The organism is Streptomyces sp. NPDC051214 (assembly GCF_040682375.1).
In the GTDB taxonomy this organism is placed as follows: Bacteria; Actinomycetota; Actinomycetes; order Streptomycetales; family Streptomycetaceae; genus Streptomyces.
Window position 1 is genome coordinate 326053 of the sequence record NZ_JBFBAT010000005.1, and the last position, 23926, is coordinate 349978.

23 protein-coding genes and 2 tRNA genes are annotated in these 23926 nt (G+C 70.3%); 12 read left to right on the forward strand and 13 right to left on the reverse strand.

The genetic code is table 11. From position 1 onward, the window contains the following. Positions 1-25: 25 nt before the first annotated feature. Together AB0M70_RS15385 and AB0M70_RS15390 are read right to left on the reverse strand one after the other, a co-directional pair. The gene (locus tag AB0M70_RS15385; RefSeq protein WP_365820334.1) at positions 26-550 is read right to left on the reverse strand and encodes an NUDIX hydrolase; all 525 of its coding nucleotides are present in this window, start codon (positions 548-550) and stop codon (positions 26-28) included. Continuing rightward, complete coding sequence (locus AB0M70_RS15390) at positions 547-2022, reverse strand: zinc-dependent metalloprotease (RefSeq protein WP_365820336.1); 1476 nt, start codon at positions 2020-2022, stop codon at positions 547-549. The genes AB0M70_RS15385 and AB0M70_RS15390 overlap by 4 nt, the downstream gene beginning before the upstream one ends. A 191-nt stretch (positions 2023-2213) precedes the next feature. Between AB0M70_RS15390 and AB0M70_RS15395 the strand changes: the two genes are divergently transcribed. The 4 genes from AB0M70_RS15395 (at position 2214) to AB0M70_RS15410 (ending at position 5391) form a co-directional block, all read left to right on the forward strand. After that, positions 2214-3326: an NAD-dependent epimerase/dehydratase family protein gene (locus tag AB0M70_RS15395; protein WP_365820338.1), complete on the forward strand. Its 1113-nt coding sequence runs from the start codon at positions 2214-2216 to the stop codon at positions 3324-3326. Positions 3327-3437: 111 nt separating this feature from the next. Further along, the gene (locus AB0M70_RS15400; RefSeq protein WP_365820340.1) at positions 3438-3902 is read left to right on the forward strand and encodes a molybdenum cofactor biosynthesis protein MoaE; all 465 of its coding nucleotides are present in this window, start codon (positions 3438-3440) and stop codon (positions 3900-3902) included. Between the two features lie 162 nt (positions 3903-4064). Beyond that, positions 4065-4235 carry a hypothetical protein gene (locus tag AB0M70_RS15405; RefSeq protein ID WP_249587868.1) on the forward strand — a complete coding sequence of 57 codons (171 nt, stop codon included), beginning with the start codon at positions 4065-4067 and terminating at the stop codon, positions 4233-4235. A gap of 67 nt (positions 4236-4302) precedes the next feature. Next, entirely contained in the window at positions 4303-5391 is a 1089-nt protein-coding gene (locus tag AB0M70_RS15410) for a PDZ domain-containing protein (protein ID WP_365820343.1), read from the forward strand. 53 nt (positions 5392-5444) lie between these two features. On the opposite strand, the gene AB0M70_RS15415 is transcribed toward AB0M70_RS15410, so the two are convergent. Next, positions 5445-5984 (reverse strand): PPA1309 family protein, encoded by a 540-nt coding sequence (locus tag AB0M70_RS15415; RefSeq protein WP_365820344.1) that lies wholly within the window; start codon positions 5982-5984, stop codon positions 5445-5447. Between the two features lie 146 nt (positions 5985-6130). Here AB0M70_RS15415 and AB0M70_RS15420 point away from each other — a divergent pair, with 146 nt between their 5' ends. The 4 genes from AB0M70_RS15420 (at position 6131) to AB0M70_RS15435 (ending at position 11396) form a co-directional block, all read left to right on the forward strand. Then, the gene (locus AB0M70_RS15420) at positions 6131-9049 is read left to right on the forward strand and encodes a UPF0182 family protein (protein ID WP_365820684.1); all 2919 of its coding nucleotides are present in this window, start codon (positions 6131-6133) and stop codon (positions 9047-9049) included. Positions 9050-9099: 50 nt separating this feature from the next. Further along, positions 9100-9173: transfer RNA gene (locus AB0M70_RS15425), tRNA-Met, on the forward strand. A gap of 220 nt (positions 9174-9393) precedes the next feature. Beyond that, positions 9394-11214 carry a tetratricopeptide repeat protein gene (locus AB0M70_RS15430; protein ID WP_365820346.1) on the forward strand — a complete coding sequence of 607 codons (1821 nt, stop codon included), beginning with the start codon at positions 9394-9396 and terminating at the stop codon, positions 11212-11214. 108 nt (positions 11215-11322) lie between these two features. After that, a tRNA-Met gene (locus AB0M70_RS15435) sits at positions 11323-11396 on the forward strand. Positions 11397-11460: 64 nt separating this feature from the next. Here AB0M70_RS15435 and AB0M70_RS15440 read toward each other — a convergent pair. The 4 genes from AB0M70_RS15440 to AB0M70_RS15455 form a co-directional block, all read right to left on the reverse strand. After that, a complete protein-coding gene (locus AB0M70_RS15440) occupies positions 11461-12609 on the reverse strand; it encodes an ABC transporter substrate-binding protein (protein WP_365820685.1) in 1149 nt (382 codons plus the stop codon). A gap of 26 nt (positions 12610-12635) precedes the next feature. Then, on the reverse strand, positions 12636-13511 hold the full coding sequence (locus tag AB0M70_RS15445; RefSeq protein WP_365820348.1) for an ABC transporter permease: 876 nt from the start codon (positions 13509-13511) through the stop codon (positions 12636-12638). Then, complete coding sequence (locus AB0M70_RS15450) at positions 13508-14275, reverse strand: ABC transporter ATP-binding protein (RefSeq protein ID WP_365820350.1); 768 nt, start codon at positions 14273-14275, stop codon at positions 13508-13510. Before AB0M70_RS15450 ends, AB0M70_RS15445 begins: the two co-directional genes overlap by 4 nt. Before the next feature lie 123 nt (positions 14276-14398). After that, a complete protein-coding gene (locus AB0M70_RS15455) occupies positions 14399-14815 on the reverse strand; it encodes a Fur family transcriptional regulator (RefSeq protein WP_365820352.1) in 417 nt (138 codons plus the stop codon). Positions 14816-14943: 128 nt separating this feature from the next. Between AB0M70_RS15455 and AB0M70_RS15460 the strand changes: the two genes are divergently transcribed. Then, a complete protein-coding gene (locus tag AB0M70_RS15460; RefSeq protein ID WP_365820354.1) occupies positions 14944-16413 on the forward strand; it encodes a catalase in 1470 nt (489 codons plus the stop codon). Between the two features lie 73 nt (positions 16414-16486). On the opposite strand, the gene AB0M70_RS15465 is transcribed toward AB0M70_RS15460, so the two are convergent. Beyond that, positions 16487-16885 (reverse strand): CBS domain-containing protein, encoded by a 399-nt coding sequence (locus AB0M70_RS15465; RefSeq protein ID WP_365820356.1) that lies wholly within the window; start codon positions 16883-16885, stop codon positions 16487-16489. A gap of 168 nt (positions 16886-17053) precedes the next feature. Then, positions 17054-17854 carry a histidinol-phosphatase gene (hisN, locus tag AB0M70_RS15470; RefSeq protein WP_363209172.1) on the reverse strand — a complete coding sequence of 267 codons (801 nt, stop codon included), beginning with the start codon at positions 17852-17854 and terminating at the stop codon, positions 17054-17056. Positions 17855-18016: 162 nt separating this feature from the next. On the opposite strand from hisN, the gene AB0M70_RS15475 reads away from it, so the two are divergent. After that, positions 18017-18619, forward strand: a complete 603-nt coding sequence (locus AB0M70_RS15475; RefSeq protein WP_365820358.1) for a TetR/AcrR family transcriptional regulator — start codon at positions 18017-18019, stop codon at positions 18617-18619. A 17-nt stretch (positions 18620-18636) separates the two neighbouring features. Here the strand turns inward: AB0M70_RS15475 and AB0M70_RS15480 are convergent, their stop codons facing one another. The 4 genes from AB0M70_RS15480 to AB0M70_RS15495 all read right to left on the reverse strand — a co-directional run bounded on the left by AB0M70_RS15480 (position 18637) and on the right by AB0M70_RS15495 (position 22179). Then, a complete protein-coding gene (locus tag AB0M70_RS15480; protein WP_344525002.1) occupies positions 18637-18960 on the reverse strand; it encodes a multidrug efflux SMR transporter in 324 nt (107 codons plus the stop codon). A gap of 108 nt (positions 18961-19068) precedes the next feature. After that, positions 19069-20082, reverse strand: coding sequence for a ribosome small subunit-dependent GTPase A (gene rsgA, locus AB0M70_RS15485; protein WP_365820360.1), 1014 nt, complete (start codon positions 20080-20082; stop codon positions 19069-19071). A gap of 16 nt (positions 20083-20098) precedes the next feature. Beyond that, entirely contained in the window at positions 20099-21415 is a 1317-nt protein-coding gene (aroA, locus tag AB0M70_RS15490; protein ID WP_365820362.1) for a 3-phosphoshikimate 1-carboxyvinyltransferase, read from the reverse strand. Between the two features lie 41 nt (positions 21416-21456). Next, positions 21457-22179 (reverse strand): M50 family metallopeptidase, encoded by a 723-nt coding sequence (locus AB0M70_RS15495; RefSeq protein WP_365820686.1) that lies wholly within the window; start codon positions 22177-22179, stop codon positions 21457-21459. Positions 22180-22240: 61 nt separating this feature from the next. Here AB0M70_RS15495 and AB0M70_RS15500 point away from each other — a divergent pair, with 61 nt between their 5' ends. Together AB0M70_RS15500 and AB0M70_RS15505 are read left to right on the forward strand one after the other, a co-directional pair. Further along, positions 22241-23056 (forward strand): SOS response-associated peptidase, encoded by an 816-nt coding sequence (locus AB0M70_RS15500; RefSeq protein WP_365820364.1) that lies wholly within the window; start codon positions 22241-22243, stop codon positions 23054-23056. A gap of 1 nt (position 23057) precedes the next feature. Beyond that, positions 23058-23714, forward strand: coding sequence for an alpha/beta family hydrolase (locus AB0M70_RS15505; protein WP_365820366.1), 657 nt, complete (start codon positions 23058-23060; stop codon positions 23712-23714). Positions 23715-23926: the final 212 nt, after the last annotated feature.

Below are 23926 nucleotides of genomic sequence, written 5' to 3' on the forward strand. Positions count from 1 at the left end.
CCCGCGCCCCTTTCAAGGGCCCGTACTACAGCCGCGCCCTCGTCGCCTCCATCAAGCGCACCACCGACGCGTCGGCCACCCCCGCCACCTCGTCGTACGCGAACCAGCGCAGGTCCAGTGACTCGTCGCTGATCGCCTCGACGGCGTCCTGTGGGGCCAGTGCCGCGTACTGCACGTCCAGGTGCTGGGTGCAGGGGCCCGGGATCGGGTGGCGGTCCAGACGGACCGGGCCTCCCGGGAGGAGCGTCAGGCCCGGGACCCCCGACTCCTCCGTCGCCTCACGCAGCGCGGCGGCGGCCAGCGTCGCGTCGCCCGGCTCGCAGTGGCCGCCCATCTGCAGCCACATCCGCAGCTTCTTGTGCAGGGTCAGCAGCACGCGCCCGCGCTCCGGGTCGATCACCAGGGCGCTGGCCGTCACATGGCCGTCCGTGCACGCCTTCCACAGGCCGTCCCCGGGGTGGGCGGCCAGGTGGTCCAGGTAGTACTGACGCAGGTCTTCCTGGTCCTCGTAACCCTTCAGGACGAGGACCGCGTCGTCGTACAGGCTCACTTCTCGTCGTCGCCCTTGTCGTCCGTCTCCTCGGTGGCATCGGCCGCCCCGGTGTCCTTCTTCAGGTCCGGCTTCGCGGTGCCGCCGCCCGCTGCCTCGCCGAGCATCTTGTCCAGCTCGGAGAAGTCCAGCTGCTCGTGGTGCACGAAGCCGTCCGGGTCGTCCAGGTCCGAGGCCGTCGGCAGCATGTCCGGGTGGGCCCACAGTCCGTCGCGGCCGTCCACGCCGCGCGCGTCCGTGAGCGAGGCCCACAGGCGCGAGGCGTCCCGCAGCCGGCGCGGACGCAGCTCGAGGCCGATGAGCGTGGCGAAGGTCTGCTCCGCGGGGCCGCCGGTCGCGCGGCGCCGGCGCAGCGTCTCGCGCAGGGCGTCGGCGGACGACAGGCGGGGTTTGGCCGCCGCGTGCACGACCGCGTCCACCCAGCCCTCGACGAGCGCGAGAGCCGTCTCCAGGCGGGCCAGGGCCGCCTTCTGCGCCGGGGTGTCCTCCGGCTGGAACATGCCCTGCTGGAGCGCCTCCTGCAGCTGCTCGGGGTTCTGCGGGTCGAGCTGTCCGACCACGTCCTCCAGCTTGGCGGTGTCGACCTTGATGCCGCGGGCGTACCCCTCGACCGCGCCGAACAGATGCGAGCGCAGCCACGGCACGTGCGCGAAGAGCCGCTGGTGGGCGGCCTCGCGCAGCGCCAGGTAGAGCCTGACCTCTTCCTGGGGGACGCCCAGGTCCTTGCCGAAGGCCTCGACGTTCACCGGAAGCAGGGCGGCCTTGCCGGCCGGGCCGAGCGGAAGTCCGATGTCCGTGGAGCCGACGACCTCGCCCGCGAGCACGCCCACGGCCTGGCCGATCTGCTGGCCGAACATGGCGCCGCCCATGGAGCGCATCATCCCGATCAGCGGGCCCGCCATGGCCTGCATCTCCTCGGGGAGCACGTCACCCATGGCGAGGCCGACGCGCTCGGCGACCGGGTCGACCAGTTCCTTCCACACCGGGAGGGTCGCCTCGACCCACTCGGCGCGGCTCCAGGCCACGGCCAGGCCGGAGCCGGACGGCAGGGACGTCGCGTCGTCGAGCCACAGGTCGGCGAGGCGGATGGCCTCCTCGACCGCGCCGCGCTCGGTGGGACCGACGCTCGCGTCCTTGGTGCCGTCGGGCGTCCCCTGGGAGACGGTCTGGCGGGCGATGTCCTTGGCCATGTCCCAGTTCACCGGACCGCCCTCGTACGAGAGCATCTGGCCGAGCTGCTGGAACGCGGCGCCCAGGTCGTTCGGGTTCATCGAACCGAACATCGCGGCGAACGGATTGTCACCGCCGGGGCCGCCCGCGCCGGGCAGGCCGCCGAAGCCGAAGGGGTTCCCGGGGCCACCGGAGTCTTGCCCTCCGCCCTGTCCCCCTCCGGGGGTGTCCTTCTTCTTGCCCTCGTCGCCGTTCTCCGGCTCCTCCGGCGGAAGGCCGAATCCGAATGGGGTGTCACTCACGGGATTCCTCGGCTCGTCAGGCCGCCGGTACGGGTCCGGCGGCGGCTGCCCTACAACACCACCCAGCGTAGACACCGTGACGGGATCGGGCCTCAGTGCTCCGCCGACTCATGGCCTGCGGCAGGATGGATGCCACCTGGTACGTACGCGTCATTCGCGTATCTACTGAAGACAACCGCTGGAGACGCCTGGTGAGTTCCCCAGATCCACAGGTTCGCGCAGCGCGAAACCTTTCTACACCGGCCCCCGTCCGAGGGCCCGTGGTCGCCGTCACCGGCGCCGCCTCCGGCGTGGGCGCGCTGCTGACCGAGCGCCTTGCCGCGTCCGAGGAGATCAAGCAGGTCGTTGCCATCGACGAGCGGCGGGGCGAGTGCGCCCAGGCCCAGTGGCACATCCTGGACGTCAGGGACCCGGCCATCGCCGAGAAGCTGCGGGGCGCGGACGTCGTGGTCCACCTCGCGCTCGATCTCGACCTGGAGACGGACCCCGCGGCCCGTACGGCGTACAACGTGCGCGGCACGCAGACCGTGCTGACGGCCGCCGCCGCGGCCGGCGTCCACCGCGTCGTGCTCTGCACCTCGGCGATGGTCTACGGAGCGCTGGACGACAACGAACTGCCCCTCTCCGAAGACGCCGAACTGCGTGCCACCGCGGAGGCCACCGGTGTCGGCGACCTCCTGGAGGTCGAGCGCCTCGCCCGGCGCGCCCCCCGGGCCCACCCCGGCCTGAACGTCACCGTGGTGCGGCCCGCGATCCTGGTGGGCGGCACGGACACCGCGCTCACGCGGTACTTCGAGTCGCCCCGGCTGCTCGTGGTGGCGGGCTCGCGCCCCGCCTGGCAGTTCTGCCACGTCGAGGACCTGTGCAGCGCCCTGGAGTACGCCGTCCTGGAGAAGGTCGACGGGGAACTGGCCGTCGGCTGCGACGGCTGGCTCGAACAGGAAGAGGTCGAGGAGCTCAGCGAGATCCGGCGCATGGAGCTGCCCTCCACGGTCGCCCTGGGCGCGGCCGCGCGGCTGCACCGCATCGGTCTCACGCCGTCCCCGGCCGGTGACCTCGCGTACACGATGTACCCGTGGGTGGTCAGCGTCAGCAGGCTGCACGACGCGGGCTGGCGTCCGCAGTGGACCAACGAGGAGGTCCTCGGGGAGCTCCTGGAGGAGGTCGCGGGGCGCCGTACGGTGGCCGGCCGCAGGCTCGGCCGCAAGGACGCGACGGCGGCGGGTGCCGCGGGTGCGACGGTCGCTCTGCTGGGTGCCGCGGCGGTGGTGCGGCGCGCCCGGAAGGCGCGGCGCCGGATCTGAGCCGTACCCCTAGCCCGGCCGTGGGCCTGTAGAGAGCTCCAACGCGGCACGCGCGCGTGCCGGGCGAAAGCGCTATTCCGTGATGTCCGTGCCGTGCGGCACCATGGCCGCATGGCACGCACCACGAACGACCACCCCGGCGAGCAGGCCGCACAGGACCCCATCCGGCTTCTCGCGATCCGTGACGCACCGCTCTCCCTGGACGAGGTCTTCCGGGCGGTGGGCGACGACGCCGCGGGCGGCACGGCGCTCTTCGTGGGGACCGTGCGCAATCACGACGGCGGCGCGGACGTCGACGAGCTCGGCTATTCGACCCATCCGACGGCCGAGGCCGAGATGCGCCGGGTGGCCGAGAAGGTCGTCGCCGAATTCCCGGTGCGCGCCCTGGCGGCCGTCCACCGCGTGGGCGACCTGGCGGTGGGCGACCTGGCGGTGGTCGTGGCGGTCTCCTGCCCGCACCGCGCGGAGGCCTTCGCCGCCTGCCGCAAGCTGATCGACGACCTCAAGCACGAGGTGCCGATCTGGAAGCACCAACGATTCTCCGACGGCCAGGAGGAGTGGGTCGGCGCCTGTTGATCGGCGGCCGTTCCGACGAATGATCGGCGGCCGTTCTGACGAACCGGTTGGCCCAAGCGGTCTCCGGTTGCGTAACCCGACCCCTGGCGTGAGCGTTGACGCAGCGGATGGTTAATCTGCTGATCAGTCAGTTGTTGTCGCTCAAGGGGTCGGGAGGTCGACATGGCATCACTTGCCTGGTTGCTGATTCCGTTCGCGGCAGCCGTCGGTGCGGGGTTGTGGGCCGCCTTGGCCGCGCGCAACCGCAAGTCCGGCAAGACCGGGGACAACACCGAGCTGAACGGCTACGCGGCCTTCCGCGAGGCGATGGAGAAGTCCCACTCGGGCACGTGAGGCCGTGGGGCCCCGTACGGACTGGCCCCAGGGGTGCACTGACAGACAGGTCCCGTACTGTCGTTCCATGCCACGCCGCACCGCGACGATGCTCGCCTCCACCCTGATGCTGATCGCGCTGCTCTGCGCCGGAGTCCTCATCAAAGTGCCGTACTCGGAGATGTCCCCGGGTCCGACGGTGAACACCCTCGGCGACCACGGCGGCGAGCCGGTGCTGCAGATCTCCGGCCACAAGACCTATCCGACGACCGGTCACCTCAACATGACGACGGTCCGGGTCACCAGTGCCGACTACAACATGAACATCGCGGAGGCCGTGTACGGCTGGATGGCCCACGACAACATCGTGGTGCCGCACGACACCCTCTACCCGGACGGCAAGACCGAGCAGCAGTCGAGCCAGGAGAACGCCGAGGAGTTCAGCCAGTCCCAGGAGAGCGCCAAGGTCGCCGCGCTCAGGGAGCTGGACCTCCCGGTGAAGTCGCAGGTGGTCGTCTCCACCGTCTTCAAGAACAGCCCCGCCGAGGGCAAGCTGCACGCGGGCGACGTCATCAAGAAGGTCGACGGCAAGCCCGTGAAGGAGATGACGGACGTCGCCGAGCTGGTCACGCAGCACAAGCCGGGCCAGGACGTCGTCTTCAGCCTCGTCCCCGTGAAGGAGGCGGCCGCCGCCGAGAAGGCAGGCAAGGAGCCGACCCGCACGGAGGACGTCAAGATCACCACCGAGAAGGCGAAGGACGGCCGCGCGATCGTCGGCATCCAGGCCGGCACCGATCACACGTTCCCCTTCACGATCGACATCAAGCTCGCCGATGTCGGCGGCCCCAGCGCCGGACTGATGTTCGCGCTCGGCATCGTCGACAAGCTGACCCCGAAGGACCTCACCGGCGGCAACTTCGTGGCCGGCACCGGCACGATCGAGGACAACGGCAAGGTCGGCCCGATCGGCGGCATCGGCATGAAGACGGTCGGCGCGCGCGCCAAGGGCGCCGAGTACTTCCTGACGCCCAAGGAGAACTGCGCCACGGCCGCCAAGGACGTCCCGGACGGCCTCACGCTGGTCAAGGTGGACACCATCGACGACGCGGTCGACTCGCTCGACGCCATCCGCAAGGGCGACACCGCGGACCTGCCGCAGTGCACGGTGAAGAAGTAGCGGGTCGTACGCGGGCGGGGGCGACCCCACCCGCGTACGAGAACGGCGCGGTCTCAGGCGAACGTGGCCGCCAGCGCCTCCGCGAGGCCCGGCACCAGGTCGGACCCCGTGAGGACCTCGGTGGCCGAGTCCTTCTCGCGCAGCCGCAGGGCCGACTCGCGCGCACCGTCACGCAGCACCGCGACCGTCATGCGGACCTCCTGGCGGTCCGGGTGCTCGGCCACCCACTTCGCGAGCTGACCCTCGCTGAGCCCTTCGGGGACGGACGTCTCCGCTGACGGCGGCAGCATCAGGCGCTCCACCGTGAGCGCGCAGCCTGCCACGGCGTCCGGCCAGGCGATGGTGCCGAGGAACTCGTCCAGCGGCTTGCCCTCCGGGATCTCCTCCTGCTCGATGGGTGTGAGGCCGGTCTCCTCGGGGGAGTTGTCGAGGCCGAGCTGGTTGGCGAGGCCGGGTTCTTGGGAGCGCAGTCGCGCCGTGTCGACGAGCGCGAAGAGGCGTGCGGGCCGGTCCCAGCCGAGGCCGGACGCGTACTCGTCGATCTCGAGAACGGCACGGGTGAGGGGGCTCGCTGCCATGGGAGTGTTGGACATGGTCACAATCCTGCCTCGTTAGTCCCGAGAAACGGGAACCGAGTAAAGCGTAGGTAAGTTGCATAGGTGTGGGTCCACGATCACAGGGCCCTGACGGATCAACAGAATCAACATCGAACTTCGAGGTGCGCACCTTGGCTTTCCAGATGCCGGACCGCGGCGGAGGCCCGACGGGGCCACGGATCAGAGTGGGCCGACCGTCCCGTCGCGTCCGGACCCTGCTCATGACACTGGGCATCCTGGCGGTACTCGCCATGGTGTTCGTCATGTTCGCGGGGTTCTGGACGGACTGGCTCTGGTACCGCTCGGTGAACTATTCGTCGGTCTTCACGACGACACTGTGGACCAAGATCGGCTTGTTCTTCGTCTTCGGCCTCCTGATGGCGGCCGCGGTCGGACTGAACATCTGGCTGGCGCACCGGCTGCGCCCGCCGCTGAGCGCCATGTCGATGGAGCAGCAGAGCCTCGACCGGTACCGCATGAGCATCGCGCCGTACAAGAAGTGGCTGCTGCTCGGCATCGCCACGCTCGTCGGCCTGATCGCGGGCGCGTCCGCGGCGGGCCAGTGGCGCACATGGCTGCTGTGGGTGAACGGCGTCTCCTTCGGTCAGAAGGACCCGCAGTTCCACCTGGACGTGTCGTTCTTCGCGTTCGACCTGCCCTGGTACCGCTTCCTGCTCGGCTTCGGCTTCGCGGCCACGGTGCTCTCCCTGATCGCCGCAGCCCTGACGCACTACCTGTACGGCGGGCTGCGGGTCACCAGCCCCGGCGCGCGCGCCACGGCGGCGTCCACCGGGCACCTGTCGGTGCTGCTCGGCGTCTTCGTGACGCTCAAGGCGGTGGCGTACTGGCTCGACCGGTACGGCCTCGCGGTGAAGTCCAGTGACTTCAAGGCGACGGGCGACTGGACGGGCCTTCGCTATGTCGACGCGAACGCGTACCTGCCGGCCAAGACCATCCTGTTCTGCATCGCCGTCATCTGCGCCCTGCTCTTCTTCGGGACGCTGTGGCGGCGCACGTGGCAGCTGCCGGTCATCGGCTTCGGCCTGATGGTCCTCTCCGCCATCCTCATCGGCGGTCTGTACCCGGCCATCGTGCAGAAGTTCCAGGTCCAGCCGAACGAGCAGGCCAAGGAAGCGCCGTACATCAAGAAGAACATCGCGGCGACGCGTGACGCGTACGGCATCAGCGGCGTGAAGCCCGAGGACTACAAGGGCGCCGGCAAGGCCGACGAGGACCCCGAGAAGAAGCGCGACGACGCGGACTCGGCCGCCAACTACCGGCTGAACGACCCGAACATCGTCTCGCCGACGTTCCAGCAGCTGGAGCAGGAGCGCGAGTACTACCGCTTCCCGACGACCCTGGACGTGGACCGCTACAACGGCCAGGACACCATCGTCGGTCTGCGTGAGCTCAGCCTCGACAAGCTCGACAAGCGCAACTGGATCAACGACCACTTCGCCTACACCCACGGGTACGGCATGGTCACGGCCAAGGGCACGGAGACCAAGAAGGGCTCCAAGGGAGCCCCGGACTTCACGAACTACGGTCTGCCGACCAGCGGCAACCTCGGCGAGTACGAGCAGCGGATCTACTACGGCGAGAAGACCACCCAGTACTCGATCGTCGGCGGGCCCCAGAAGGAGCTCGACTACGAAGAGGACGGCGGCGGCCAGAAGACCTACAGCTACAAGGGCGACAGCGGGGTCAATCTCTCCAACCCGATCAACCGTGCGGCCTACGCGGTGTCCTTCGGCGAACCGCAGATGCTGTACTCGGGCGCGATCGGTGAGGGGTCGCGGATTCTGTACAACCGCACCCCCAAGGAGCGCGTCGAGTCGGTGGCCCCCTGGCTGACCATCGACGGCGACACGTATCCGACGGTCGTCAACGGCAGGATCCAGTGGGTCGTCGACGCCTACACGACCAGCAACGGCTATCCGTACGCCTCGCGGACCACGCTCGGCGACACCACGGCCGACTCGCTGTCGGAGTCCGACGACGCGCGCGCGGTGGTGGCCCAGCAGAACCAGGTCAACTACATCCGCAACTCGGTGAAGGCGACCGTCGACGCGTACACCGGAGAGGTCAAGCTCTACACCTGGGACGACAAGGACCCGGTCCTCAAGACCTGGAAGAAGGCGTTCCCGGACACCGTCAAGGACAAGGGGGAGATCCCCAAGGCCCTGATGGACCACCTGCGCTACCCCCAGGACATGTTCAAGGTGCAGCGCGAGCTCCTGACGCTCTACCACGTCACGGACCCGGGCCAGTTCTACAACGCGAGTGACGCCTGGCAGGTGCCGAACGACCCGACGAAGAAGGACAACAGCGCGGTTCCGCCGTACTACCTGTCCATGAAGACGCCGGGCCAGACGCAGCAGCAGTTCGCGCTGACGACGACGTTCACCCCCAGCGGGCGCCCGAATCTGCGCGCCTTCATGACGGTCGACGCCGACGCCAGAAGCAAGGACTTCGGCAAGATGCAACTGCTGAGAGTCACGGGCGACGTGGACGGCCCGGAACAGGTCCAGAACAAGCTGAACTCGATGACCGAGGTCGGTAACTTCGTCCGGGACATGAAGGGCGCCGACTCCGACGTCCTCTACGGAAACCTGCTGACGGTGCCACTGGACGACGGGTTCCTGTATGTCGAGCCGGTGTACGTACAGGGACGCAAGTCGGCGTATCCGCTCCTGAAGAAGGTCGCGGTGTCCTACGGCACGGAGACCGCGTTCGCGGACTCCCTGAGCGACGGCCTCAACCAGGTCTTCGGCGCCGAGGGGACCACCAAGCCACCGGCCGACGAGGGCGACACGGACGAGCCGACCAAGCCGCCCAAGTCGAGCGACCCGACGGTGCAGGCTGCCCTCGACGACGCCCAGAAGGCGTTCGAGGACGGGCAGACGGCCCTGAAGGACGGCGACTGGGAGGCGTACGGCAAGGCGCAGGACGACCTGCAGGAAGCCCTGGAGCGCGCCGAGGACGCCCAGTCCAAGGCGGGCGACGACAACAAGGGCGGCGACAAGAACAGCGACGACAAGGGCGACAAGAAGGGCGGCTGACCAGCTGCAAAACACCCCCTCCGCGCCGTGGTACGGTTACAGCACAACGGCGCGGGGTGGAGCAGCTCGGTAGCTCGCTGGGCTCATAACCCAGAGGTCGCAGGTTCAAATCCTGTCCCCGCTACTCAAGACAAAGGCCCGGATCCTTATCGGATCCGGGCCTTCGTCGTGTGTGCGTGGGGTCCGTGGCGTCATGCGCTGGTCTGTGCGAACCGTGCGCCGCCCGGGGGGAGTTGAGGATTCTGTGTTTGACTTGTCTCTCTGTGGGCATGTCGACAAAACGCTGAAGTGACCTCACTGGCTGCGGTATTTCAGGTATACCCAGGGTTGCAGGTGGTGCGACGATGGACGTTATGGGGGACAAGGCAACTCTGTTGGATACAGGGCGGTTTGTGCAGGCGGCCGACCGGGAGGATCCCGGGACGGCCGCCGAAGAGTTGCGCCATCGGTTGGCCGCCGAGGCCGGGGATGTCGACGCGATGAGCGTTCTCGGCAGCCTTCTGCTGCGCCGCGGTGATCTCGACGGGGCCGAATCCCTGCTGCGCGCCGCGACCGCCGAGGGCGACCGTGCCGCGGCCAACAACCTCGGGGTCCTCCTCCACCAGCGTGGGTACGCCGACGAGGCGGCCGGCTGGTGGCGGGTCGCCGCCGTGGCCGGTTCCGCGGCCGCCGCGCACGCGCTCGGGCGCCACCACCGTGAGCGCGGCGACGAGCCCGCCGCGGAGTACTGGCTGCGGCAGTCCGCCGAGCAGGGCCACGCCCTGGGTGCGTACGCCCTCGCCGATCTTCTGGAGCACCGCGGTGACGTGGGCGCCGAGCGCTGGATGCGGGCTTCGGCCGAGCGCGGTCACCGCGAGGCCGCGTACCGGATCGCCCGCGCCCTCGACCGGCGGGCCACCGCCGAGCGCACCGACGGCAAGGCCACCGCGAAGGCCGACGTCAAAGGGGCACGTTCCGCCGCCGCCGAGGCCGAGCAGTGGTACCGCCAGGCCGCCGCGCGCGGACACCGGCGGGCCGCGCTGCACCTCGGCGCGATCCTGGAGCAGCGCGGCGAGCTGAAGGAGGCCGGGCGTTGGTACCTGAACTCCGCGAAGGGCGGGGAGGCGCGCGCCGCCTGCGCCCTCGGCTTCCTGCTGCGGGACGCGGGCGACGAGGAGAGCGCCGCCGTCTGGTGGCTGAGAGCAGCCCAGGACGGCGACGGGAACGCCGCGAACGCCCTGGGCGCGCTGCACGCCGAGCGCGGCGAGACCCAGACCGCCGAGCGCTGGTACAGGGCCGCCATGGACGCGGGTGACGTGAACGGCGCGTACAACCTCGGTCTGCTCTGCGCCGAGCAGGGGCGGACCGTGCAGGCCGACCAGTGGTACCGGCGCGCCGCGTACGCCGGTCACCGAGAGGCCGCCAACGCGCTTGCCGTGCTGCTGCTCCAGGGCGGCGACGCGGCGGGCGCCGAGCCGTGGTTCTCCAAGGCGGCCGAGGCGGGCAGCGTGGACGCGGCCTTCAACCTCGGGATCCTGTACGCCTCCCGGGACGACGATGACTCCGCCCTGCCCTGGTACGAGCGTGCGGCGGCCGCCGGGCACACCGAGGCCGCGCTCCAGGTCGGCACCGCGCGGCTGCGTGAGGGCGACGAGCAGGAGGCCGAGCGGCATCTGCGGTGCGCGGCCGGTGGCGGCAGCGCGGAGGCGGCGTACCGCCTCGGCACCGTGCTCGACGCGCGGCGGTCCGCCGCGGGCCCGCCCGCGCTCGGGGAGCCCGCCGCCGAGAAGACCGAGTGCGAGGAGTGGTACGAGCGGGCTGCCCAGCAGGGGCACCGGCGTGCGCAGGTGCGGGTCGGGATGCTGGCCGCGGGGCGCGGGGATGTCGTCGAGGCGGCGCGGTGGTACCGCCTCGCGGCGGACGCGGGGAGCCGGAACGGCGCGTTCAATCTGGGGCTTCTCCTTGCCCGCGAGGGCAGTGAGCCCGAGGCCGCGCTCTGGTGGACGCGGGCCGCTGACGCGGGGCATGGGCGGGCCGCGCTTCGGCTTGCGCTGCTTTACGCTCGGCGCGGGCAGTTGGTCGAGGGGCAGCGGTGGGCGTCCCGTGCCGTGGAGCTTGGGCCGGCTGAGGTTTCCGAGCGGGCGGCTCGGTTGCGCGAGGCCTTGCAGCAGGAGCTGACTGCTTAGCCCTCTGCCTCTCGTGACGTGCGGCTGTGGGGTGGGCACAGCCCACAGCGCGGCGCGGAACGGATTTGCGCTGGTCGTCGACCCTGACGTACGGTTGCAACACAACGGCGCGGGGTGGAGCAGCTCGGTAGCTCGCTGGGCTCATAACCCAGAGGTCGCAGGTTCAAATCCTGTCCCCGCTACTCAAGGCCAGAGGCCGGGAAGCATCAGCTTCCCGGCCTCTGGTGTGTTCAGGGCGGCGCTTGATCAAGACCCCTTGTGGCCCACCGCCTCCTCGTACAGCCTGCGGTCCACCGCCTTCGCCTCCGGGACCTTCTCGCCCTCGGCGACGCCCGCGGCCTCGTACGCCGCCTGGAGCCGGTCCGTCGTGCCGGCCCGGATCTCCCAGTCCATGCGCAGTGACGGAGTCGACCTCAGGACCGCCTCGTCGATCTTCAGGAGCTTCGCGAGATCGGCCACGAAGGTCTTGTCCGCCTTGTAGTCACCGGCGAAGTACGTGTTCACGGTCCGGATGTACGCGCGCAGCAGCGCGACGCCCGCGTCCGGGTCCTCGGTCAGGAGGTTGGGGCCGAACAGGAGGCCGCCGAGCGGTTCGCCCTGGGGCTGGCCGCCGAGGAAGGCGTACTCCCTGTCGCCGTCGACCTTGCGCCAGACCGGGTCGAGGAGCCAGGCGGAGTCCGTGCCGCCGTTCTGGAGTGCGGTCAGGACGTCCGCCGAACCCAGCTGCTGGAACTGGATCTTGTCGAGGCCGCCGCCGTGCTTCTTCAGGGCCTTGCCCATGGGGTACGAGATGACCGACCCCTTGCCGATCATGGTGCCGAGCTTGCGGCCGGCCATCGGGACGTGGTCCGCGCTCTCGCCCTTCTTCAGCTTCACCCAGAGCCCGCTCTTGGACTTCGGGTCGGGGGAGAAGTTTCCGGCCGCCCATTTGATGGTGAAGCCGCCCGTGATGCCGTTCATGACGGCGGCCTCGGGGGCGGCCCACTGGGCGTCGATGTCGCCCTTGGCGAGGAGGGGGAGGGCGTCGGGGGTCGGCAGAACCTTGAGCTGGACGTTCAGGCCCTCCTTCTTGAACTCGCCCTTCTGCACGGCCATTTGGAGGGGCGCGACGTACTCGGCGCTGAGCGTGCCCGTGGCGATGGTGAGGTCGCGTTCCTTCGGCAGCGGGCGCGGTGCCGGGGCGCCCTTGTCGCAGCGCGCGGGCGCGCGGTCCTCGGCGAGGTCGGACGGGTCCGTCCAGCTGCCCTTGCCGCAGCCGGCGACCGCCTTGACGGCGCGGGGCTTCGCGGGCGCGGCCGAGTCCGGGGCGTCGTCCTCCTTCGCGCAGCCCGCGGAGGCGAGCAGCGAGCCCGCCACGAGGAGGGTGAGGGCGGTGAACCGGGTGCGGGTGTGCATGGAGCCTCCGTACGCGTACGAATGGTTCATGACTGACTTCTGCCGCGGTCGCGTGGGGCCCAGGGAGTGAGCAACCGGCCCGCGATCCGCACCAGTTCGGAGAAGACGACGCCGAGCACGGCGACGCAGACGATGCCGACGAACATCACGTCGTTCTGGAAAAGGGCACGGGAGTCGAAGATCAGGTGGCCGAGGCCGTTCGACGCCGCGATCTGCTCGGATGCGACGATCACCAGGACCGCGACGCCTGCCGCGATGCGTGCGCCGACGAGCACGGCGGGCAGCGAGGCGGGCAGCAGGACGTGGCGGAACATCTGCCACGGCGACGCACCGAAGACCTGGCCCGCGTCGCGGTGTCCCGAGGGCACGGCGAGCACCGCCGCCATCGTCGAGATCCAGACGAAGAAGAAGACGGTGGCCGCCACGAGCGCGATCTGCGGGCCCTCCCCGAGGCCGAACATGTTCAGGAAGACGGGCAGCAGGGCCAGCTTCGGCACGACGTACAGCGCGTCCAGGAGTGGTTCGAGCGCCGCGCGTACGAGGGAGAGCGAGCCCATGAGGAGGCCGAGCGCGTAGCCGGTGACCGTGCCGATCGCGTAGCCGGCGAGCACGCGCTTGAGCGTGGCCCAGACGTCGGGCCACAGGTCGCCGTCCGCCGCGCGCTGCCAGCCGTCCTCCAGGATGGTCTGGGGAGCGGGGTAGACGCGGTCGTCGATCCAGGCCTGGGTGGCGGCGAGTTGCCACAGGAGGAGCAGGGCGAGGGGGACGGCCACGGCGAGACCGATCTCCAGGGTGCGTCGCCTGCGGTGGGTGCGGGCGGGGTGCAGTTCCTGGGGGCCCGGCTCGCGGACGAGTACGCCGTCCTCGGGGTGGGACGTCTTGCGCGGGGTGGCCGTCGTCATGCCGGGACCACCTCGCCGCGCAGCAGGTCCCACAACTCGCCCTTGAGGGCGGTGAATTCGGGCGTCGTGCGTACGTCACCGCTGCGGGGCCTCGGGAACGGCGGGCGGTGTTCGGCGATGATGCGGCCCGGCCGGGCGGACATGACCAGGACGCGGTCGCCGAGGACGATCGCCTCTTCGAGGCTGTGGGTGATGAAGAGGGTGGTGGTGCGGGTGGTCTGCGTGAGGTCGAGGAGCTCGTCCTGGAGGATCGTGCGGAGCTGGGCGTCCAGGGCCGCGAACGGCTCGTCCATCAGGAGGATCTCGGGCTCCACGGCCAGGGCGCGGGCGATGGCCACACGCTGGCGCATGCCGCCGGAGAGGGCGGCGGGGTAGGCGTCGGCGAAGTCGGCGAGGCCGAGGCGGGTGAGCCAGTCGGTGGCGCGGGCGTTCGCCTCGCGGCGAGGGGTCTTCTGGATGTCCAGGCCGAAGCGGACGTTGGCCTGGACGGTCTTCCAGTCGTAGATGCCGTAGTCCTGGAAGATCATCGCGGCGGGGCGCGGGTCCGCGGTGCGGATCGTCAGCCGGCCTTGGCTCGGCCGCAGTAAGCCCGCGGCTATGCGGAGCAGGGTCGACTTTCCGCAGCCTGAGGGGCCGACGATGCAGGTGAATTCGCCTGGGGCGACGGTGAGGTCCACTGGGCCCAGGGCTTCTACCGCCCTGGGGCCGCGGCCGAACGTTCTCGTTACTGCGTGGGCTTCTAGTTTCGGGTGCGGGTCTCCCACGGGGTCTCCTTGCGGAGGGCAGGCGGATATGGGCGCCGCCGACCATATGACGCACCGTCAGATTCCGGAAGAGGCCTGTCGTGGCTGAGATTCGCTGCCCACGAACAGAGCAGACCTTGAGTCCTACGCCCCCGCGCAGTTCGGGCACGTGCCCCTGTACGTGACGTCCGCGCCCTCGATCGTGAAGCCGAAGCGCTCCGAGTCGGGGAGGCTGCTCAGCGGGTTGCCCGTGGGGTGGACGTCGCGGATCGTGCCGCACTGCGCGCACACCAGGTGCTGGTGGGGGCGGTGGGCGTTCGGGTCGTACCGCTTGGCCCTGCGGTCCGTCGAGACCTCGATGACCTCGCCGAGGGTCACCAGCTCGCCCAGGGTGTTGTAGACGGTCGCGCGGGAGATCTCCGGCAGCTTGCCGACGGCGCGGGCGTGCACCTCGTCCGCCGTCAGGTGTACGTGGTCCCCGTCGAGGACCTCGGCCACGACGCGCCGCTGCGCGGTCATGCGCCAGCCGCGTCCGCGCAGTCGTTCCAAGAGGTCGCTCATGAGAACCAGCCTAGCAGGCAGGGAGCCTAAGTCCCGACGAGGTGTGACTTTGGATGTCTGCTTGACTTAGACAATGTCTATCGTAGGATCGGGTTCAGCAAACACCTAGGGACAGGACCCGCAGGGAAATGACGCAGGAGGCGCACGTGACGCAGGGACCGCTCACCACGGAGGCCGGAGCGCCGGTCGCCGACAACCAGCAGAGCGAGACCGCGGGTCTCGGCGGACCGGTGCTAGTGCAGGACCAGCTCCTGCTCGAGAAGCTCGCCCACTTCAACCGCGAGCGCATCCCGGAGCGCGTCGTGCACGCCCGTGGCGCGGGCGCCTACGGCACCTTCACGCTCACCCGTGACGTCTCGCAGTGGACGCGCGCCAAGTTCCTCTCCGAGGTCGGCAAGCAGACCGAGACGTTCCTGCGCTTCTCCACCGTGGCCGGCAACCTCGGCGCGGCCGACGCGGTGCGCGACCCGCGCGGCTGGGCGCTGAAGTTCTACACCGAAGAGGGCAACTACGACCTCGTCGGCAACAACACCCCGGTCTTCTTCATCCGGGACGCCATCAAGTTCCCCGACTTCATCCACACCCAGAAGCGCGACCCGTACACGGGCTCGCAGGAGGCGGACAACGTCTGGGACTTCTGGGGCCTCAGCCCGGAGAGCACCCACCAGGTGACCTGGCTCTTCGGCGACCGCGGCATCCCCGCCTCGTACCGCCACATGGACGGCTTCGGCTCGCACACGTACCAGTGGAACAACGAGGCCGGCGAGGTCTTCTGGGTCAAGTACCACTTCAAGACCGACCAGGGCATCAAGAACCTCACGCAGGACGAGGCCAACAAGCTCGCCGGTGAGGACCCCGACTCCCACCAGCGCGACCTGCGCGAGTCCATCGAGCGCGGCGACTTCCCGTCCTGGTCCGTGCAGGTGCAGATCATGCCCGCGGCGGACGCGGCGACGTACCGCTTCAACCCGTTCGACCTCACCAAGGTGTGGCCGCACGCGGACTACCCGCCGATCGAGATCGGCAAGCTGGAGCTCAACCGCAACCCGGAGAACGTCTTCGCAGAGGTCGAGCAGTCCATCTTCAGCCCCGCCCACTTCGTGCCGGGCATCGGTCCGTCCCCGGACAAGATGCTCCAGGGCCGTCTCTTCGCGTACGGCGACGCCCACCGCTACCGCGTCGGCATCAACGCCGACCACCTGCCGGTGAACCGCCCGCACGCCACCGAGGCGCGCACCCACTCGCGTGACGGCTTCCTGTACGACGGCCGCCACAAGGGCGCGAAGAACTACGAGCCGAACAGCTTCGGCGGCCCGTTCCAGACGGACCGTGCGCTGTGGCAGCCCGTGCCCGTCACCGGCGTCACCGGCAACCACGAGACGCCGCGGCACGCCGAGGACAACGACTTCGTGCAGGCGGGCAACCTCTACCGCCTGATGTCCGAGGACGAGAAGGGCCGCCTGATCGACAACCTGTCGGGCTTCCTCGCCAAGGTCTCGCGCGAGGACATCGTCGACCGCGCGGTCAACAACTTCCGTCAGGCCGACGGAGACTTCGGCAAGCGGCTGGAGGCCGCGGTCCAGGCCCTGCGCGGCTGAGATCGCTTGTCGTAGGAAGACGGCGGGCCGGATCCCCTCGGGGGTCCGGCCCGCCGTCGTGTCCGGGGAGCGCTCAGACCGTGATCGTGGGGGCGGGCTGCCTGCTCGGGGCCCAGCAGCGGATGATGTCGCGGACCGAGACGATGCCGGTCGGTTCGTTGCCGTCCATCACGATCAGGTGCCGGAAGCCGCCGTGCGACATGGCGTCGGCCGCCTCCTCCAGGGTCCAGGACGGTGCGGCGAAGACGACGTCGGTCGTGGTGTGGGTGCCTGCGGTCTCGGTGTCGGGGTTCTGGCCGAGGCCCAGCGAGACGAGGACGTCGCGCTCGGTCAGAATGCCTAGGCTGGTGTCGGCGTCGAGGACGACGGCCGCGCCGACGCGGCGCGCCGACATCAGCCGGGCCGCCTGGCGCAGTGTGTGGGCGGGACCGATGGTGAGGACCATCGTGCTCATGGCGTCGCGGACGAGCATGGGCTTGAGCCACCTCCTGAGTGGACCGCACGAGAAGCGATTCACAAGTTCACAAGTGGGGGGACTCTCAGAGTCGCAGCCATGCGGGGAGTCAACAAGGGGGCGCGTGCTGCCGGTTCAGGGCGTACGCACCAAGGGCGCGCGCCTCGGACGTGTGGGGCGTATGCCTCAGTAGCGCTGGTTGAGGTAGCCCAGCAGCTCTTCGTGGAGCAGACCGTTCGACGCCGCCGCGTTGCCGCTGTGCGGGCCCGGAGTGCCGTCGAGGCCGGTGAAGGTGCCGCCCGCCTCGGTCACGATGATCGCGGTCGCCGCCATGTCCCAGAGCGAGAGCTCGGGCTCCGCGCAGATGTCGACCGAGCCCTCGGCGACCATCATGTACGGCCAGAAGTCGCCGTACCCCCGGGTGCGCCAGACCGCGCGCGTGAGGTCCATGAACCCGTCGAGGCGGCCCTGCTCCTCCCAGCCCGTGAGCGAGGAGTACGCGAACGAGGCGTCCTGGAGCCGCGAGACCTTGGAGGCGTGCAACCGCGTCGCGGAGGTCAGGCTGCGCCCGGTGTAGGCCCCTGCGCCCTTCGCGGCCCACCAGCGGCGGCCGAGCGCGGGCGCCGACACGACGCCCACCACCGGCTGGAAGCCGCCCTCGCCCGCCTCCATCAGGGAGATCAGCGTGGCCCAGACCGGCACCCCGCGCACGTAGTTCTTGGTGCCGTCGATCGGGTCGATCACCCAGCGGCGCGGGCCCGTGCCCTCGACGCCGAACTCCTCGCCGAGGATCGCGTCGCGCGGCCGTCCCCGCTTCAGGTTCGACCGGATCAGCTCCTCGGCCGTTTTGTCCGCCTCGCTCACCGGCGTCATGTCCGGCTTGGTCTCGACCTTGAGGTCGAGAGCCTTGAACCGGTCCATCGTCGCGGCGTCGGCGGCGTCCGCGAGGACATGGGCAAGACGCAGATCATCGTGGTAGTCGGGCATGAGTGAACAGTATCGATCTCGTTGTGCCTGAGCCACAGCGCCGTATGTCCGGGCCATTCCAGGACATGACGCATACCGTGCCAGGTCGCGCCGGGAGTATTGACACCGCTTCCGAGCACGTCAACTCTGGCCGCAGAGCCGCTTCGGCCCCGGGAGGCGACGATGCCTGCGGCACGGGAATCCTTACTGGACGCGGCCCACACGGCGCTCGCCCGCCGCCCCTGGCCGGGCGTCCGCATGGTCGACGTCGCGGCCACCGCCGGGGTGTCCCGGCAGACCCTCTACAACGAGTTCGGCAGCAAGGACGGCCTCGCGCGCGCCCTGCTCCGGCGCGAGACCGACGCGTATCTGCACGGCGTGGAGCGCGCGTTGGCCGTGGAGGGCGGCCCGGTCGACCGGCTCGCGGCCGTGAGCGCGTGGACCATCACCGCCGCCCGCGGGAACGAACTCGCCCGCGCCATGCTCACCGGCTGCTGGAGCGAACGGCTGCCCGCGCCGACCAGGCCCGGCATCTCCTCGTCCCCCGTACCGGCGCAGCGGCGTGCGGACGCGGGAGTCCCCTCGCCCGCCGAACTGCTCGCCCTCGTGCGGGACAAGGCGGTGAACGCGCTGGACGGCCCGGCGCGGAAGGACACGGAGGAGCTGGCCATGGCCTGCGAGAGCGCCGTGCGGATGGCGCTGTCGTACGTCGTCGCGCCCTCGCCTGCGGGGGAGGATCCCGTGGAACTCGTGCGCGGGACCCTCGGGCGCTGGATCAGCGCCTGAACCCCCGCAGCGACGTTTTAGTGCGCGGAGCCCGAGAGCTGCAGGCCGATGACGCCCGCGATCACCAGCGAGATGGAGACGATCTTGAGCGTGGAGACCACGTCACCGAGGAAGATCATTCCGTAGATCGCGGTGCCCGCGGCGCCGATCCCCGTCCAGACCGCGTACGCCGGACCCACGTCGAGCTTGCGCAGCGCGAGCGTGAGCAGACCGAAGCTGCCGAGGGCGAACGCCGCGAAGGTGATCGTCGGCCAGAGCCGGGTGAAGCCGTGCGAGAGCTTGAGGCAGACCGCGAAACCGGTCTCCAGGAACCCCGCGACGATGACCAGCAGCCACGCCATGTCTGTGCCTCCGCAACCCTGCGTTCGGTGACCGCTTCGCCTGCCTTGGATCAGGCTTGGTGCGATTATGCCTTTGCCGCTGGGCCCCGGGCGCAAACAACGGCGAGGTCAGTCGTCGTCGCGTCGCTCACGGGTGGCGAGGAGCCTGCGCAGCGAGTAGAGCCGCGCGGGATCCGCGTGGCCCCCTTCCACCCACGCGTCCAGCGCGCAGTCCGGCTCGTCGTGGCTGCACGCGCGCGGGCACTCCTCCGTCCCCGGCACCAGGTCGGGGAAGGCGAGGATGACGCGGGACGGGTCGACGTGATGCAGGCCGAAGGACCGCACGCCGGGCGTGTCGATCACCCAACCGCCGGACGAGTCGGCCAACGGCAGGGCGAGCGCCGACGTGGTGGTGTGGCGGCCGCGGCCCGTGACGGCGTTGACGTGCCCGGTGCTGCGCCTGCGCTCCTCCGGGACCAGGGCGTTGACCAGCGTCGTCTTGCCCACTCCGGAGTGGCCGACGAACGCGGTGACCTTGCCGTCGAGCACGTCGTGCACCCGGGCGAGCTCCGCGCTGTCGGTGAACTCCTCGCGGCTGGTGACGACGTAGGGCATGTCGAGCGTGGAGTAGGTCTCCAGGATCTTGTCGGCGGACGCCAGATCGGACTTGGTCAGGACGAGGAGCGGCGTGAGACCGCCGTCGTACGCCGCCACGATGCAGCGGTCGATCAGGCGTGTGCGCGGCTCCGGGTCGGCGAGGGCGGTGACGATGGCCAGCTGGTCGGCGTTGGCGACGACCACCCTCTCGTAGGGGTCGTCGTCGTCGGCCGTGCGCCGCAGGACCGACGTACGCGGCGCGATGCGCACGATGCGCGCGAGGGTGTCCTTCTTGCCGGAGAGATCACCGACGAGCGACACCCGGTCGCCCACCACGGCGGCCTTGCGGCCCAGTTCGCGGGCCTTCATCGCCATGACGATCCGGTCGTCGACCAGGACGGTGAGGCGGCCCCGGTCGACGGTGAGGACCATGCCCTCGGACGCGTCCTCGTGCTTGGGCCTGATGTGCGTGCGCGGGCGGTTGCCCTTGCGGTTGGGGCGGACGCGGATGTCGTCCTCGTCGGGGTTCTTTCCGTAGCGGCGCATGTTCTGGTTCCGCCCGTCAGTTCCCGAGCATTCCGGTCCAGAGGCCGGGGAAGTCGGGCAGCGTCTTCGCCGTCGTCGCGACGTTCTCGATCTGTACGCCCTCCACCGCCAGGCCGATGATCGCGCCCGCGGTGGCCATGCGGTGGTCGTCGTACGTGTGGAAGATCCCGCCGTGCAGGCGGCGCGGACGGATGTGCAGGCCGTCGGCGGTCTCGGTGACGTCACCGCCGAGTTCGTTGATCTCCTTGGTGAGGGCCGCCAGGCGGTCCGTCTCGTGCAGCCGCAGGTGGGCGACGCCGCGCAGGGTCGAGGGGGAGTCGGCGAGAGCCGCGACGGCCGCGATGCCGGGGGTGAGTTCGCCGACCTCGCTCAGGTCCACGTCGAGGCCGTGGATCGAGCCGGAGCCGGTGAACACGAGCCCCTGCTCGGTCAGTTCGCAGGAACCGCCCATCTCCGTGAAGATCTCCCGCAGCTTGTCGCCGGGCTGCGTGGTGTGCGCGGGCCAGTCGGGGACGGTCACCCGGCCGCCGGTGACCAGGGCCGCCGCCAGGAACGGCTGGGCGTTGGAGAGGTCGGGCTCGACGGTCAGATCGCGGCCGAGCAGGGCGCCGGGGGTGACCCGCCACACGTTCGGCTCGCCGCCCGACTCCGGGGTGTCCACCTGGGCGCCGACCGCGCGGAGCATGTCGACGGTCATCCGGATGTGCGGCATGGAGGGCAGCGCGGAGCCGGTGTGGCGTACCTCGACGCCCTGGTTGAAGCGCGGGCCCGAGAGGAGCAGGGCGCTCACGAACTGGGAGGACGAGGAGGCGTCGATCTCGACCGGACCGCCGTCCAGGGCGCCCGCGCCGTGCACGGTCAGCGGCAGCGCGCCGCGGCTGTCGTCGTCGATACGGGCGCCGAGCGCGCGCAGGGCGTCGATCACGCCGTGCAGCGGCCGCTCGTACGAACGGGGGTCGCCGTCGAAGCGGATCGCGCCGTCGGCGAGGGCGGCGACCGGCGGCAGGAAGCGCATGACCGTGCCCGCGTTGCCGACGTCGACCGTGGCGGGGCCGTGCAGGCCGGAGGGGATGATCCGCCAGGCCTCACCGGAGCCGTCCGGGCCCACGCCTTCCTCGATCCCGACGCCGAGCGCGCGCAGGGCGCCCGCCATCAGGAGGGTGTCGCGGGAGCGCAGCGGCCGGCGCAGCCAGCCGGGCTCGGCGGCGAGGGCGGCCAGGACAAGGCCGCGGTTGGTGACCGATTTGGACCCGGGCACATGGACCGTCGCGGCGACGGCTCCGCTCGCGTGCGGGGCTGGCCAGAGGGTGCTGTGCGCTGGGTTCACGGTCATGCCCCCACTTTAGTGGCAGAGAGGTGAGGGGTCGTGGCTGCTCAGAGGCCGAGCAGCCAGCGCCCGCCGCCTATCAGCGAGCACAGTGAGACGGCGTGGAAGAGGAAGAGCCACATGCCCGCGGGGACGTGCGTGAGCCGGGACAGCTGGTCCGCGTCCGAGTCGCCGGCGCCGCCGCGCCTGCGCTTGGACTGCAGCTCGAAGGCGGGACGTACGCCGCCCAGGAGCAGGAACCACACCACCGCGTACGCGAACGCCGCCTGCACCTGCGAGCTGGTCAGCCAGGAGACGAGCAGGAAGGTGCCGCCGGTGAGGATCACCGTGAGGGCGCCGTACGCGTTCCGGATCATGACGAGCATCACGATGAGCAGGGCCGTCGCGATCCACAGGAACGCCGTGATGTGGCCGGCGGCGAGCAGCGCGGCGCCCGCGAGGCCGAGCAGGGGCGGCGCGGTGTAGCCCGACGCCGCGGTGAGGATCATGCCGATGCCGGTGGGCTTGCCGCGGGAGACGGTGAGGCCGCTGGTGTCGGAGTGCAGCCGGATACCGTCGAGGCGGCGCCCGGTCAGCAGGGCGACCAGGCCGTGGCCGCCCTCGTGCGCGATGGTGATGGCGTTGCGGGCGACCCGCCAGATCCCGTGCGGGAGGACGACGGCGAGGGCGACGAGGCCGGTGGCGATCACCAGCCACTCGTCGGGGGCGGCCTGTGTGCCGAAGACCCGGTCCCAGAGCTCGGTCAGGCCGGCGTTCGCGGTGCTCTGCATTGCGTGGGCCATTGTCGGGACCGGCTCCTCTGGTCGTACGGGGTCTGGCAGTCTGGCACGTATGTGCGGACGGTATGCATCGAGTCGTAGGCCCGAGGATCTCGCAGGAATCTTTGAGATCGAGAAGTGGGAGCCGGAAGAGGCGCTCGCCCCTGATTTCAACGTGGCTCCGACCAAGGAGGTCTACGCGGTACTGGACCGTCCGGTGAAAGACGCGGAAGACCCCCGGCCGGTTCGCCAGCTCCGTACGCTCAAGTGGGGCCTCGTCCCGTCCTGGTCCAAGACGCCCGAGGGCGGCGCCCGGATGATCAACGCCCGCGCGGAGACCGTGCACGAGAAGCCCTCGTACCGCCGGGCCTTCGCCTCCCGCCGCTGCGTGATCCCGGCCGACGGCTACTACGAGTGGGTCACCGGGACCGGCGAGCGGGATCTCGAGGTCGAGGGCAAGAAGAAGCGCCCCCGCAAGCAGCCCTACTTCGTGACGCCCGCCGACGGCTCGGTCTTCGCGATGGCGGGGCTCTATGAGTTCTGGCGCGACAAGACGCTCCCCGACGAGCACCCCCTCGCCTGGTGGGTGACGTGCACGGTGATCACCACCGAGGCGGAGACCGCGCCCCTGGCGGTGGCGCCGGAGGAAGGCCCGCGCTCGCTGCACGACATCCACCCGCGGATGCCCCTGATGCTCACGCCGGACCGCTGGGACGCCTGGCTGGACCCCTCGCGCACGGACGTGGAGGACCTGCGGCCGCTCCTGGAGCCGCCGCCGCACGGCCTGATGCGGGCCTTCCCGGTGTCGACGGCGGTCAGCAACGTACGCAACAACGGCCCGGAGCTCCTGAAGGAGCTGGAGGGGCCCGAGGAAGGCACACTCTTCTGATGTGACCAAGAGCGCTGTGACCAAGAGTGAGATCGCACCGACCGACGCGGGTGACGCACGCATCACCTGGCATCCCGCGCCGAAGAGCAAGGCCCGCCTGGTCCTCGCCCTGAGCCACGGAGCAGGCGGCGGCATCGAGGCCCGTGACCTGCGGGCCATCGCCGCCGCCCTGCCCGCGCACGGCGTCACCGTCGCCCTCGTGGAGCAGCCCTGGCGCGTCGCGGGCAAGAAGCTGGCGCCCGCGCCGAAGACCCTGGACGTCGGATGGCGTGGCCTGTGGCCCGCCCTCGCGAAGCCGGGCCTCCCGGTGATCGCGGGCGGACGCAGCGCGGGGGCGCGGGTGGCGTGCCGTACGGCCACCGAGCTCGGCGCCGTCGCCGTGCTCGCCCTGAGCTTTCCGCTGCACCCGCCGGGCAAGCCGGAGAAGTCGCGCGCGCAGGAACTGCTCGGCGCCGGGGTGCCGACCCTCGTCGTGCAGGGCGGCAACGACCCCTTCGGGAAGCCCGCGGAATTCCCCGAGGGGACGCACGAGATCGTGGAGGTCCCGTACGGCGATCATGGCTTCGCGATCCCGAAACGCGCGGACATCAGCGAGGCCGAGGCCATGACGATCGTCACGGATGGCGTCATCCGGTGGGCGGGAATGTTGGGTGCGTGACCTCTGTTGTGCCGAACAGAAGCTAAACGCTGTTGGTACGAGAGGAAGTCAGCCGCATGGGTTCGACCATCTGCCCGGCCCGCTCCAGCGCCTCTGACCTGGAATGGACGGTGCTGAGCGCGCCCAAGACCGCTCCTATTCGGGCGGCGGCGGGACCGGATCGTCGTCTATCCTCCGATTCGAGTGGGACTGCTTTTGGTCTCGCCACGTCT

Coding starts and splice junctions, on each gene's coding strand:
- AB0M70_RS15405 (WP_249587868.1), top strand. CDS start 4,065: ATGGCATCACTTGCCTGGTTGCTGATTCCGTTCGCGGCAGCCGTCGGT.
- AB0M70_RS15415 (WP_365820344.1), bottom strand. CDS start 5,984: ATGTCCAACACTCCCATGGCAGCGAGCCCCCTCACCCGTGCCGTTCTC.
- AB0M70_RS15460 (WP_365820354.1), top strand. CDS start 14,944: ATGACGCAGGAGGCGCACGTGACGCAGGGACCGCTCACCACGGAGGCC.
- AB0M70_RS15430 (WP_365820346.1), top strand. CDS start 9,394: ATGGACGTTATGGGGGACAAGGCAACTCTGTTGGATACAGGGCGGTTT.
- AB0M70_RS15475 (WP_365820358.1), top strand. CDS start 18,017: ATGCCTGCGGCACGGGAATCCTTACTGGACGCGGCCCACACGGCGCTC.
- AB0M70_RS15420 (WP_365820684.1), top strand. CDS start 6,131: ATGCCGGACCGCGGCGGAGGCCCGACGGGGCCACGGATCAGAGTGGGC.
- hisN (WP_363209172.1), bottom strand. CDS start 17,854: ATGCCCGACTACCACGATGATCTGCGTCTTGCCCATGTCCTCGCGGAC.
- AB0M70_RS15440 (WP_365820685.1), bottom strand. CDS start 12,609: ATGCACACCCGCACCCGGTTCACCGCCCTCACCCTCCTCGTGGCGGGC.
- AB0M70_RS15455 (WP_365820352.1), bottom strand. CDS start 14,815: ATGAGCGACCTCTTGGAACGACTGCGCGGACGCGGCTGGCGCATGACC.
- AB0M70_RS15500 (WP_365820364.1), top strand. CDS start 22,241: ATGTGCGGACGGTATGCATCGAGTCGTAGGCCCGAGGATCTCGCAGGA.
- aroA (WP_365820362.1), bottom strand. CDS start 21,415: ATGACCGTGAACCCAGCGCACAGCACCCTCTGGCCAGCCCCGCACGCG.
- AB0M70_RS15400 (WP_365820340.1), top strand. CDS start 3,438: ATGGCACGCACCACGAACGACCACCCCGGCGAGCAGGCCGCACAGGAC.
- AB0M70_RS15495 (WP_365820686.1), bottom strand. CDS start 22,179: ATGCAGAGCACCGCGAACGCCGGCCTGACCGAGCTCTGGGACCGGGTC.
- AB0M70_RS15480 (WP_344525002.1), bottom strand. CDS start 18,960: ATGGCGTGGCTGCTGGTCATCGTCGCGGGGTTCCTGGAGACCGGTTTC.
- rsgA (WP_365820360.1), bottom strand. CDS start 20,082: ATGCGCCGCTACGGAAAGAACCCCGACGAGGACGACATCCGCGTCCGC.
- AB0M70_RS15445 (WP_365820348.1), bottom strand. CDS start 13,511: ATGACGACGGCCACCCCGCGCAAGACGTCCCACCCCGAGGACGGCGTA.
- AB0M70_RS15410 (WP_365820343.1), top strand. CDS start 4,303: ATGCCACGCCGCACCGCGACGATGCTCGCCTCCACCCTGATGCTGATC.
- AB0M70_RS15465 (WP_365820356.1), bottom strand. CDS start 16,885: ATGCTCGTCCGCGACGCCATGAGCACGATGGTCCTCACCATCGGTCCC.